The organism is Gammaproteobacteria bacterium (assembly GCA_032250735.1).
Classification (GTDB): domain Bacteria; phylum Pseudomonadota; class Gammaproteobacteria; order SZUA-152; family SZUA-152; genus SZUA-152.
Window position 1 is genome coordinate 1 of the sequence record JAVVEP010000046.1, and the last position, 11,620, is coordinate 11,620.

10 protein-coding genes, 1 tRNA gene and 2 rRNA genes are annotated in these 11,620 nt (G+C 55.2%); 11 read left to right on the forward strand and 2 right to left on the reverse strand.

Features of this window, described 5'->3' with window-relative positions; all coding sequences use genetic code 11:
* From RRB22_15165 to sfsA, 11 genes are all read left to right on the forward strand, one after another.
* Positions 1 to 234, forward strand: a 23S ribosomal RNA gene (locus RRB22_15165); the annotation flags it as partial.
* A gap of 131 nt (positions 235 to 365) precedes the next feature.
* Positions 366 to 481: ribosomal RNA gene (gene rrf / locus RRB22_15170) — 5S ribosomal RNA — on the forward strand.
* A gap of 364 nt (positions 482 to 845) precedes the next feature.
* Positions 846 to 1,898: a cyclic nucleotide-binding domain-containing protein gene (locus RRB22_15175; protein MDT8385746.1), complete on the forward strand. Its 1,053-nt coding sequence runs from the start codon at positions 846 to 848 to the stop codon at positions 1,896 to 1,898.
* Between the two features lie 65 nt (positions 1,899 to 1,963).
* Complete coding sequence (birA, locus tag RRB22_15180; protein MDT8385747.1) at positions 1,964 to 2,980, forward strand: bifunctional biotin--[acetyl-CoA-carboxylase] ligase/biotin operon repressor BirA; 1,017 nt, start codon at positions 1,964 to 1,966, stop codon at positions 2,978 to 2,980.
* A complete protein-coding gene (locus RRB22_15185) occupies positions 2,977 to 3,816 on the forward strand; it encodes a type III pantothenate kinase (GenBank protein MDT8385748.1) in 840 nt (279 codons plus the stop codon). Before birA ends, RRB22_15185 begins: the two co-directional genes overlap by 4 nt.
* Before the next feature lie 37 nt (positions 3,817 to 3,853).
* Complete coding sequence (locus RRB22_15190; GenBank protein MDT8385749.1) at positions 3,854 to 4,636, forward strand: SPOR domain-containing protein; 783 nt, start codon at positions 3,854 to 3,856, stop codon at positions 4,634 to 4,636.
* A 97-nt stretch (positions 4,637 to 4,733) separates the two neighbouring features.
* Positions 4,734 to 4,809 (forward strand) — tRNA-Thr (locus RRB22_15195).
* Between the two features lie 290 nt (positions 4,810 to 5,099).
* Positions 5,100 to 5,603, forward strand: coding sequence for a tetratricopeptide repeat protein (locus tag RRB22_15200; GenBank protein ID MDT8385750.1), 504 nt, complete (start codon positions 5,100 to 5,102; stop codon positions 5,601 to 5,603).
* Positions 5,604 to 5,795: 192 nt separating this feature from the next.
* Positions 5,796 to 6,185 carry a PilZ domain-containing protein gene (locus RRB22_15205; protein MDT8385751.1) on the forward strand — a complete coding sequence of 130 codons (390 nt, stop codon included), beginning with the start codon at positions 5,796 to 5,798 and terminating at the stop codon, positions 6,183 to 6,185.
* Between the two features lie 308 nt (positions 6,186 to 6,493).
* Positions 6,494 to 8,398, forward strand: coding sequence for a molecular chaperone HtpG (gene htpG / locus RRB22_15210; protein MDT8385752.1), 1,905 nt, complete (start codon positions 6,494 to 6,496; stop codon positions 8,396 to 8,398).
* An 89-nt stretch (positions 8,399 to 8,487) separates the two neighbouring features.
* On the forward strand, positions 8,488 to 9,201 hold the full coding sequence (sfsA, locus tag RRB22_15215) for a DNA/RNA nuclease SfsA (GenBank protein MDT8385753.1): 714 nt from the start codon (positions 8,488 to 8,490) through the stop codon (positions 9,199 to 9,201).
* Positions 9,202 to 9,210: 9 nt separating this feature from the next.
* Here the strand turns inward: sfsA and RRB22_15220 are convergent, their stop codons facing one another.
* Positions 9,211 to 11,163 carry a bifunctional diguanylate cyclase/phosphodiesterase gene (locus RRB22_15220; GenBank protein MDT8385754.1) on the reverse strand — a complete coding sequence of 651 codons (1,953 nt, stop codon included), beginning with the start codon at positions 11,161 to 11,163 and terminating at the stop codon, positions 9,211 to 9,213.
* Between the two features lie 26 nt (positions 11,164 to 11,189).
* Positions 11,190 to 11,405: a DUF2892 domain-containing protein gene (locus tag RRB22_15225; GenBank protein ID MDT8385755.1), complete on the reverse strand. Its 216-nt coding sequence runs from the start codon at positions 11,403 to 11,405 to the stop codon at positions 11,190 to 11,192.
* Positions 11,406 to 11,620 lie beyond the last annotated feature (215 nt).

Below are 11,620 nucleotides of genomic sequence, written 5' to 3' on the forward strand. Positions count from 1 at the left end.
GTGGACGAACCTCTGGTGTTCCGGTTGTCACGCCAGTGGCATTGCCGGGTAGCTAAGTTCGGACAGGATAACCGCTGAAAGCATCTAAGCGGGAAGCCCCTCCCAAGATTAGATCTCACTGGAGCCTTGAGCTCCCTAAAGGTCCGTCGAAGACTACGACGTTGATAGGCTGGGTGTGGAAGCGCAGTAATGTGTGAAGCTAACCAGTACTAATTGACCGTGAGGCTTGACCATATAACACCCAAGTAGTTTGATTGAGTGGTTATAGGTAAGCTGACGGATACAACATAAGCCTTAGCTAGGTAAAAGCAAACTAACTTCCCAATTCGTAGGTCGAGTATTTTACTCGGACTACAAACAGTTTTCCTGGCGGCCATAGCGAAGTGGTACCACCCGATCCCATCTCGAACTCGGAAGTGAAACACTTTAGCGCCGATGATAGTGTGGGGTCTCCCCATGTGAAAGTAGGACACCGCCAGGTTTTATTACAAAAACCCCTGATACGAAAGTGTCAGGGGTTTTTCTTTGGGCGCAGGCTAAAAAGGGTGCCTACCACAGTTTATGCCGAGCTGTAATTTTTCCTTAGTATTTCCGGGCTCATTGCCGATAACATAAGGGCGCGTAATTTTTTGTAGGTATGCCCCCTGGGCATTCCACAGTTAGATGCAGAATTGTATGCTTGCGGATGCAGTGAAAGCCGTATTCGTACGGAAAATAAGAAAATCGACGCAGGAAATAGGGTAGAATTTCTCGCACTAATTATGATGACGGGCGTTGTTCGTACTCCTGCCCGTGTTGCTGTCAGAGTATATTTGTACCGCTGACTTTATTGAATGGTTTCCTGGATGTCTGACGACACAATTGATCTGATTGAATTTGCTTCCCTCGTGCCTATTAAGGCGCTGGGTATGGAGCATTGTCGAGAATTGCTCAAGCAGTCGGAAGTTTGTACGGTAACCAGGGGACAGCTGGTCTTTTCGCAAGGGGATGCAGCTGACAGCATCGTGTATGTGATGTCCGGCGATGTGGAATTGCTGGTTGATAATAAAAGCGTAAAAAAGATTAAAGGCGGCACCCGTCTCGCCAAGCTGCCATTGGAGCAGGGAAATGCCTATCAACATACGGCATTAGCGCTATCGGATGTGGTGTGTGTAAAGGTCGACTCAAACAGTCTGGACATCATGTTGACCTGGGATCAGTCCGGGGGCTATGAGGTACAGGATCTGGATGACTCCGGCGACGAGGGCGACTGGATGGCCAAGCTGCTTCAGGCGCAGGTATTTCAACGCATTCCTCCCGGCAACATACAGTCCATATTTATTCGCATGCAAACGCATCATTTTAAAGCCGGAGAAGCGGTGATCCGTCAGGGCGAAGAGGGTGAACACTTTTATATTATTCGTGACGGTCATTGCCGGGTGATCCGTAAAACGCGGAAAAATCCTGAGGGGATGGTCCTGGCCAGGCTAAAGGCGGGTGATAATTTTGGTGAAGAGTCGCTGATCTCGGGCGGTAAGCGCAATGCCAGCATCGTAATGGAATCCGATGGTGTATTGATGAGTCTGTCAAAAACTGATTTCCTGGAGTTGCTCAATGAGCCGTTGCTGAAATGGATAACGTACAACGAAGGCCGGAATTTGATCGCGGATGGTGCGGTATGGATTGATGTGCGGCTGCCAGCGGAATATCAGGCCCGGCATATTAAGAAAAGCTTCAATATCCCTCTACCCTTGTTGCGGAATAAGCTGGAAAAGCTGGATCGTGCCCGGGGATATTTGATTTATTGTGACTCAGGCCGTCGTAGTTCGATCGCCACCTATTTGTTGTCCCAGCATGGCATCAATGCTTATGTGCTCCAGGATTCGCTGGATAATTTGCCACCGGCAGAAATGGAATAGCCCAGCACTGCTGATGATGGTGTTGACATGCACGGTGTCACCCACACTACGATAAGCTTGCCCGCATGAACGCCCTCGAACAAATCCTTATATTACAGCTGGCTGATGGCCAGTTTCATTCCGGTACGGCGCTGGGGCAGCAGACAGGTCGCACCCGCACGGCGGTCTGGAAGGCGATACGATCCCTGCAACAAAATGGCCTGTCAATTTATTCAGTACGCGGCAAGGGGTATCGGCTCGCCGAAGCTTTGGAGCTGTTGAACCGAGATCAGATTCTTGCCTTGCTGGATGAGATTGCAGAGCGAAACAATGCGCCTGAATATTTACAGCAGCTGGATGTTTTTCACGACATCGAGTCGACCAACGCCTATTTATTGGACGTCGCAAAAAACAGCCCTCAGACCGCCCATGCCTGCCTTGCGGAGCAACAAACTGCGGGGCGGGGTCGGCGTGGCAGGCGCTGGGTATCACCGTTTGGTGGCAACCTATATTTTTCCCTGCTGTGGCAATTCAGCGCGGGGGCTTCACAGCTGGGTGGATTGAGCCTGGTTGTTGCCGTTGCCGTCATGCGCGCGCTAGCGGCGCTTGGATTACGCTCAGCCGGGGTTAAATGGCCCAATGATATTTTGGTGAACGGCAAGAAACTGGCGGGAATTTTACTGGAAGTATCGGGAGAGGCCGCCGGACCCTGCGCAGTGGTGATCGGGGTGGGGCTGAATGTACGAGCGGGAGGCCAGGCAATGGCGGCGCTGGATCAGCCCTGGACAGACCTTGAGTCAGAGCTTGGGCAGCCGGTGCCCCGCAATCACCTGGCGTCGCAATTGATTTGTCACCTGATCGATGTGCTGCGGGAGTTTGAAATCGGAGGGTTGTCGCCCTTTTTGAAGGAGTGGGCGAGCTACGATGTATTTGCCGATTGTGAGGTAGTGCTGAACTCTGCGCAGGGCAATATCCATGGCATTGCGCGCGGCGTTGATGAAACGGGCGCACTGATACTGGTGACAACCGAGGGTGTACAGCGATATCACAGTGGTGAGGTGTCGCTGCGAGCAGTGCCAGCCAGGGGACACAACGTAAAATGAAGACCCTGTTACTGGATGCCGGTAACTCGCGCCTGAAATGGGCATTCTGCGAGCAGGGTCAGCTGTCGCGGCAGGGGGCGCTCAGTTATGAATGGCTGACCCTTGCTGCCCAGCTGGATGCGGAGCTTGGCAGTCTGGTGAGTGCGGAGTGGCCACTTGCCGAGGTGATATTGTGCAATGTGGCGGGGGAGAAACTGGAAGCCGCAGTGTGGGCCATGGTGTCGATACAGGAATGCAAACACCAGGCGCATGACCGGGTTCAGGAAAGGGCGTCGCTGACGATAAAAAAGGTAGTGGCGCAATCCGCGGCCTTTGGGGTGCGCTGTGCCTATGAGCAGCCTGCGCAATTGGGTGCAGACCGCTGGGTGGCGTTGGTCGCGGCACGCCACCATTGTGACGGTGTAAGCTGCGTTATTGATTGCGGCACGGCACTGACGCTGGATGTGCTGACCGCAGAGGGGAGGCATGCCGGTGGTATGATCATTCCCGGCATGGAGATGATGTTGGCAAGCCTGGTCGAAAATACCCATGGAATTCTTGCCAGTAAACGGCCTGAGCTATCACCCTTTGCCGTCAGAAATACCGCGGATGCCGTACAGGCCGGCATTATTGCCGCGATGCGCGGCAGCGTGCAGCAGATGCTGCAACATTGCCGGGATGAGCTGGGCGTAGAACCGATCTGTGTGCTGACCGGAGGCAATGCAAACTGGCTGCTACCGGGGCTGCCCGATACTGCCATGCTGGAACCCGACTGGGTGCTCAAGGGGCTGGCGATCATTGCCGCCGAGAACCGTGTGTCATCTATCGGTACCCGCCATACAGGAAACCATGATTGATGCTATCAGTAGTACGCAATACCTGGGTTGAACAGCGATGAAGGCGATTTTCCTGCTGCTTGTGCTGCTCAACCTGGCCTATTTTTATTATCAGGGCAGTGCCGAGGATGATGCGAAGACATCGGTCCTGCTGGCGCAACCGACGCTGCCGGCGGGCGCGGTGTCCTTAGTGCTGTTGCGCGAGCGGGGCCTGGGTGGTGGCGAAGCGGAGCCCGAACCCGACGCTTCGAGCACAGAGCAGCCATCCCCGCGGGTGGCGAAGAAGACGGAACCGACAGCGGTAGCGCTAGTCCTGGCAAGCCCGCTGCAACCACCTGTTAACCCGCCACCACAGCAGCCACAAAAATCCGCCGAGGCCGCCTGTTTTACCTTTGGGCCCTTTGACGATCCCGACTTGGCGGAGCGCGCCGTTGAGGCCGCCAGCACACTGGGCATCAGCGTTGAGCGGCGCCAGGAATCGCAGCGTACGCCAAAGGGCTACTGGGTCTACCTTCCGCCATCGACAAGCTACCAGGCCGCAAAACGAAAAGTGACGGAACTGCAGAAAAAGGACCTGACGGATCTGTTTATCATGGGCAAAGGCAGTCACCAAAATGCCATTTCCCTCGGGCTGTTTAAAAGCAGGGAGGCGGCGGAGGATCGCTTGAAGCAGGTTCATGAGCTGGGCCTGAAGGCCGAGTTCGAGACACAGTACCGGGTGAGCGAACAATCGTGGCTGGATATGTCGGTGCCAGGCGACAAGACCGCGATCATCGCGGAATTGACCGAGATGGCAGAGGGCTTCTCCGAGGCCAGTTTGACGCAGCGCAAGTGTCTATAAGCGTGCTCTAAAACGCATTATCGGGTGGCCGGGAATTGGCCCTCCTGCCGTTGCGTTGATGGGGGCAAATGCCTACAATAGCGCCGCAGTTCAACATGCCGACGTAGCACAATTGGTAGTGCAACGCACTTGTAATGCGTAGGTTCGCGGTTCGAGTCCGTGCGTCGGCACCATTTTTGACTTCCTTCCTGCTTTCTTCCTGTTTTGGTGCTGTTGGACCAGGCGCCTCCCTCCTGACTCAGCATCTCCATCGGCCGCATCGAATTCGGCGCGCCCGTAACAACGTTAACGTTCAAGCTTCCGTGGTCGATAGACAGAGTAACCATGGGCGAAATTCGGCCGCAGATATCGTAAACTGCCCCCTATAATTAATTGCCGGTCTCGCCCGGTCTCGGGAATCGCGTTGGCGGGCATCGCTGGCCGAATACCACGTTATATAAAAGCCTATTGGATGGTGGACACTATGAACATTCAGCACAAGAATCGTCGGAAAAATTGTCTCCTGGCCTTGCTCCTGGGTGTGACTGCGTTCGCCAGTAATCCGGCGCTGGCCGATATCTCCGGGGGACAGGCGGCGATTCTCAAGGGCAATTTTGCGAAGGCCTTTACGGAGTTTAAGGAAGATGCCGAAAAGGGCATACCCGAGGCGCAGGCGGCCGTGGCCGTTATGCTGCATATCGGTCAGGGGGTGAAGCGCGATCTGCCGGGGGCACTTTCCTGGTACCGCAAGGCGGCGGAAAAGGGCTATGAGGCCGGCGTGGCGAATGTCGGCATCATGTATTACAAGGGGGCCGGGGTCGCTCAGAATGATGTACAGGCCTATGCATGGCTGGATCTGGCGAGCCACATGCGTGGAGGGCGTGAGCACAATGCCAAGGCGAGGGTGGCAAGTTTTCTGTCGGAAAAGCAGCTCAAAGAGGCCCAGAAGCTGGCCGCCGATTATCGACAGAAGTATCTGAAAAAGTAATCTCTCTGCGTGCTTATGGCACGCGTCAGCTGACGGTCTCTGTCCCGCAAAGGCGGAGGTGCCCGTTTGCCGATTTTCGTCAGCACCCAATAGGGCATCAACAGGTAGGTCGGCAGGGCTTCGTGGAGCCGCTGGCATTTGCCGCTAAAGCCCGATACGATAACCGGCCAGATCAGATGATTGGGGGCGTATATGGATATACAGGCAGGGGACAGGGACAGACGAGTTGCGGAGGCGCCCCGCCTCGAGCAGCGTGCAGGCGACCGTCACACGCTCGCGCTTGATACGGAGGTCCATTTTCGTGAGCAGGCGCTAAATGGCATGTTCCGCTGCAGAACCAGCAACATCGGATTGCAGGGCGCATTTCTTCCGGCGAAGCAACTGCCGATCATCACCACAACCGAAATCGATCTCGTGTTTCATGCCCGCCCCCGCTCGCAAGCTAGGCATTTTCGACTGTGCGCAAGGCTGGTGCGCTTGCAGGAGGATGGGGCCGCCGTGACCTTTTGTCCCGCGGACGAGGATGAGTTACGCGAATTTCGCCGCTTTCTGTTAAGGGCCAAGATCGCCGCCCGGAAATAACCGCCGGCTGCCGGCCGATGCAACCTATCCCTCTCGTAGGTCCGGCCAAAAGTGCCGTTGCGATCAAATCCGCCCGCAGTTTTTTTGCGTTCAGCGGTTGTCATATTCTTTTCTGCCCCAATATTCGTCCATGTTTTAAGCGCGCAATATGAGCGCAGCCGAGCCTTGCCTTGGCACCAGTGGGCCAGCTTGGCACAATATGTCGCCAGCCCGGCGGTGAATACCTTTGGTCGTCGTGGGGCGCCACAGTTCAATCATCCAATTTTATCCATTATCGAATCGTTAAAAGTAATCGGGAGCATAGAGTCATGACAGTTGAAGCGCACAAAGAAACCTTGGGATTCCAGACTGAGGTAAAGCAATTGCTGCACCTGATGATTCACTCACTCTACAGCAACAAGGAGATATTCCTGCGGGAGCTGATCTCGAATGCGTCAGATGCCGTGGACAAGCTGCGTTTTGAAGGGCTCTCGGATGACGCCCTGTTTGAGGGCGATTCGGAATTTGCTATCCAGGTCGCCTTTGATAAGGACGCCCGCACGGTCACCATCAGCGACAATGGCATAGGCATGACACGCCTGGAGGTTATTGACCATATCGGCACCATCGCAAAATCCGGGACCTCGCAGTTTTTTGCCTCGCTGACCGGTGATCAGGCAAAGGACAGCAACCTGATCGGCCAGTTTGGAGTGGGTTTCTACTCCGCCTTTATCATTGCCGACCGGGTCACACTGACCACCCGCCGGGCGGGTCTGGGTGCCGAACACGGCGTGCGCTGGGAATCGGCGGGCGAGGGCGAATACACGCTGGAGACCGTGGACCGGCCGGCGCGTGGTACGGAGGTGGTGTTGCATCTGCGTGAGGGTGAAGATGAATTCCTGAATGGCATGCGGCTGCGCAATATCATCAGCAAATACTCTGATCACATCACCCTGCCGATCCTGATGGAAAAACAGCATTTTGGCGACGACAAGGACAAGCCGGCCGAGCTGGAGCTGGAGACCGTCAATCGGGCCTCAGCACTCTGGGCCCGGCCCCGTAGCGAGATCACGGAGGAGGAGTACGCCGAGTTCTATAAGCATGTCGCCCACGATTTTGAGGAACCGCTGGCGCACACCCATAGCCGTGTGGAGGGCAAATATGAGTACACCTCATTGCTCTATATTCCTGGTCGCGCGCCATTTGATCTGTGGGACAGGGAACAGCGGCACGGTATCAAGTTGTATGTGCGTCGCGTGTTCATCATGGACGACGCTGACCAGCTGATGCCCAATTACCTGCGCTTTATTCGCGGGGTGATCGACTCAAACGACCTGCCGCTGAATGTGTCGCGTGAAATCCTGCAACACAATAAGGCAATCGATAACATCCGCGCCGGTTCCATCAAGAAGGTGCTCGGCCTGCTGGAAGTCATGGCCAAGGATGATGCCGAGAAATACGCGCGCTTCTGGAAGGAGTTCGGGCTGGTCATGAAGGAAGGGCCGGGCGAGGACTTCGCCAATCAGGGACGCATTGCCAAGCTGTTGCGCTTCTCCAGCACCCACACCGACAGCCCAACGCAGGAGGTGTCGCTGGCCGATTATATGGGCCGCATGAAGCCGGCGCAGGAGGCCATCTATTTCGTGACCGCGGAGAGTTTCGCCGCCGCCAAGAACAGCCCCCATCTTGAGATCTTTCGCAAGAAAGGCATCGAGGTCCTGCTGTTAACCGATCGGGTGGATGAATGGCTGGTCAGTTCCCTGACCGAGTTTGAGGGCAAGCCGCTGAAGTCGGTGGCCCAGGGTGAACTGAATCTGGGTGAGCTGGAAGACGAGACCGAGAAATCCGCACAGGAAGAGATCGGCAAGGCCTTCGAGGACATTATTGCGCGGGTCAAGGCGGCGCTGGGCGACAGCGTCAGTGATGTGCGGATTACGCATCGCTTGACGACCTCGCCGGCCTGCCTGGTAACCCGGGAAAGTGACATGAGCGCCAATCTGGAACGCATCCTGAAATCGGCCGGCCAGAAGATACCCGAGAACAGGCCCGTGTTTGAACTGAACCCGGAGCATCCGCTGGTACTGAGATTAAAGGACGAGGCCGACGAGTCCCAGTTTACCGCCCTGACCCAGGTGCTGTTCGATCAGGCATTGCTGGCGGAAGGCGGTCAACTGGACGATCCCGCAAGCTTTGTGAAGCGGATGAATGAGCTGCTGCTGGCGATGGCAAAATAAAAGGCGGAACGGGTATCGCCGGGCCGGTGCTAATGGGCCCGGCGTTATCCCCACAGCTTTTTTCACTTTTCAGCTTTTCTTAATACTCCTTGAAGCTTCCTCATGACCTGCTCGAAGGTCGGCTGATCCAGCGCTATAAGCGCTTTTTGCTGGATGTGGCCCTGGCCGATGGCGAAGTGCTGACAGCACACACCTCAAATACCGGCGCGATGACGGGCTGCAGCACACCGGGCAGCCGAGTCTGGCTGAGCCGCGCGGACAATCCCAAACGAAAATACGCCCATACCTGGGAGATGGTAGAGGTCGAGCCCGGCGTGTTGTGTGGCATTAATACGCTGCGCAGCAATCATCTGGTCGCCGAGGCCATTGAATCCGGCGTGGTGTCCGAGCTGGGAAGCTATGCCACGATGCGGCGCGAGGTGAATTATGGGCGGCAAAGGAGCCGGGTTGACTTGTTACTGGAAACGCCAGAAACAGACAGCAGGCCAGCCTGTTATGTTGAGGTGAAAAACGTCACCCTGGCCACGCGGGGTGTCGCCTATTTTCCGGATGCGGTCACCGTGCGGGGCGTAAAGCATCTGCGTGAATTAATGGCCATGGTCGAGGCCGGGATGCGCGCGGTCATCTTTTTTTGTGTGCAGCGTGCCGACTGCGTCGAGCTGCGACCGGCGGATGAGATTGATAGTGAATATGGGCGTGTGCTGCGCGAGGCAATGGCGGCAGGCGTTGAGGCTATCGCCTATCAGGCCGACGTAGGGCCTGCAGAGATTCGGCTGGTAAGGCGCATACCTGTAGTTATATAAAAGGCCCGCTTAACTGGTGCCTGGCTGAAGGCTGGCTGCGCTGTGCATGGGTTTATGTTCATCATTGCTGGCGCTATTGGCAATCAACATCGGTGTGAGGTCTGTTTCCGGCATGGGTCTGGCGAAGTGGTAACCCTGGATAAGTTCACACCCCAGTTTTTGCAACTCATCTTGAGCAGCCTGGTCTTCCACGCCTTCGGCGACTACCTCTAATCCAAGATCATGCGCGAGACTGACCGTGGCGCGCACAATAGAGGCGTCGCTTTCATCGTTCGACATATTCAATACAAAGGATTTGTCGACCTTCAGCTCGTCCACCGGCAGCTGTTTTAAATACGCTAACGACGAATAGCCTGTGCCAAAGTCATCGATCGATATTCTGACGCCAAGGTTGTCCAGGCCATCCAGCACAGTTCGTGCGTGTTCCGGGTCTGCCATCATCGAGGTTTCGGTGATTTCCAGGCACAGCTGTTCGGGTTTTACGTTCCAGTAATTGAGCAGGTTGGAAACCTGGGTGCCGAGAGTTTCGTCGTGCAGATTCCGCGCGGAAAGATTTACCGATACGGTGATGTGCAGGCCTATCTTTTGCCATTCGGCACATTGCCTGATTGCAGTGCGCAACACCCAGTCGGTCAGCGACTGGATCAGGCCGGCGTGTTCCGCGATCTCGATAAACACATCCGGTGGAACAAACCCCTGGGTCGGATGTATCCAGCGAGCCAGTGCTTCGACACTTTTGATGGTGCCGCTGCGGATATCGAGCTGGGGCTGGTAATACAGTTTCAGTGCGTCGTCGTGAATCGCACCGCGCAGGTCATGCGTGAGTCGCAGACGATCCGCATTATTCTTGTCCAGGCTGGTATCGTATATGGCAAAGTCCAGGGCCATCTTGCGTGCCTTGTGTAGCGCGGTTTCCGCCTTCTGAATGAGGATCTGGCTGTTGTCAGCGTGGTTGGGGAAGATGGAGATGCCCAGTATGGCGCGCACATAAAGGCTGTGATTGCTTATCTCAAAGGTGGCCTCGAAATTCTCCAGCAGCTTGTTGCTGATGGCCTCAATGTTCCCTGTCTCTGTGTGATTGAGGATAACGGCAAATTTGTTGCCGCCAAACCGGCCGATGTGGTCGGACGAACGTAGTGAACCTTTTAGGCGTTGCGATATCAGGTTCAGAAGGATGTCGCCGTTTTCATGGCCCAGTGAGTCGTTAATATCCTTCAAGGCCTCGATGTCGATGAGGCAAAAGATTAACTCTCCCTCCGCGCTCCTGGCCGATTCGATGGCCTGCTGGGTCACGTAAGAAAGGGCGTCACGATTGGGCAGTTGCGTCAGCGGGTCGTGATGGGCCTGAAATTTCAGTTGCAGATTGGTGTCGTCAATTTTCTGAAACAGATTGGCAAGAATGGCGGAGGCCCATACTGCGATCCAGATTCCGATAAACAGGGTGATGCCCAGAGGCATGCCGATATAATCCAGGAAATGTCGGATATTGTTTTCGGTGTGACGGTAGATGCTGATGAGTTTGTACGAGGTGTTGGGGATGGCATCGCTTGCCCACAGATATTCTTCATCGTTGAAGCTGATGACACCATCATTGTGGCCAGATGAATCCGGGTTCAGCATGGCCCGGTTCTTCGCCGACAGGATCTTTTGCGCTACCTTTTGTTGCAGCTGAATCGCCGTGGAGTTTTTTCCCTCGCTGGCGATCTCGTCAGTCTGGCTGTCGATGATAATGTAGAGCTGGTCAGTGTGTTTGCCGGCAGGGAACAGCTGCTGGATCTGCTCCAGGCTGGGGGTTTGTTGCCCAAGCTGGCTGATGAGTCGCAGGTTTTCCTTGTGGACCAGAATCTGTCCGTTTTGTCGCGTGTAATCGCGCGCGCTGGTATAGGCCACGGCGCTGAATATCATCACGATTAGCAGGATGACGGAGATGAATGAAAGGATCAGCTTGGCGCGAAATGACATGAAAATGATCGGGGGTGCAGGTGGAATTATTGGCGAAAGGTGCTGATGCCGGCGAGCGCGTAAATAGGGCAGGAGCGCAGCGAGGCGGAGATGAGGTTCACGATGCCATAGATTCCCAGCAACCATCTCACCACATCGTTGCCGATATAATCGGTGTCAATAAAGCAGATGTAGACCAGGGCTACGCCTATCATGACGCGCACGGCGATATCAATATTGTGTAGATTGCGCTTTATAACCATAACAAATTTTCTCCGTGGACCTCCTTGTGTAACGTATCGGTATCGGGTTGAAAAACACAGGCCCGCATACCGCTAACGCATACGAGCCCGATTCATCCAGTGATTCGATAATGTGTCTACTCTATTTAGCGGGTTGGGAATCGAAAACTTTAAGCGTTGCGCTGAGAGCCTGTGAAAAAATCGTCGACCTACTGCGGACGTCGCTTTTCGGCTGC

Bases quoted from the DNA above. Each gene is read 5' to 3' on its own strand.
- birA (MDT8385747.1), top strand. From the start codon at position 1,964: ATGAACGCCCTCGAACAAATCCTTATATTACAGCTGGCTGATGGCCAG.
- htpG (MDT8385752.1), top strand. From the start codon at position 6,494: ATGACAGTTGAAGCGCACAAAGAAACCTTGGGATTCCAGACTGAGGTA.
- RRB22_15185 (MDT8385748.1), top strand. From the start codon at position 2,977: ATGAAGACCCTGTTACTGGATGCCGGTAACTCGCGCCTGAAATGGGCA.
- RRB22_15205 (MDT8385751.1), top strand. From the start codon at position 5,796: ATGGATATACAGGCAGGGGACAGGGACAGACGAGTTGCGGAGGCGCCC.
- RRB22_15200 (MDT8385750.1), top strand. From the start codon at position 5,100: ATGAACATTCAGCACAAGAATCGTCGGAAAAATTGTCTCCTGGCCTTG.
- RRB22_15190 (MDT8385749.1), top strand. From the start codon at position 3,854: ATGAAGGCGATTTTCCTGCTGCTTGTGCTGCTCAACCTGGCCTATTTT.
- RRB22_15225 (MDT8385755.1), bottom strand. From the start codon at position 11,405: ATGGTTATAAAGCGCAATCTACACAATATTGATATCGCCGTGCGCGTC.
- RRB22_15220 (MDT8385754.1), bottom strand. From the start codon at position 11,163: ATGTCATTTCGCGCCAAGCTGATCCTTTCATTCATCTCCGTCATCCTG.
- RRB22_15175 (MDT8385746.1), top strand. From the start codon at position 846: ATGTCTGACGACACAATTGATCTGATTGAATTTGCTTCCCTCGTGCCT.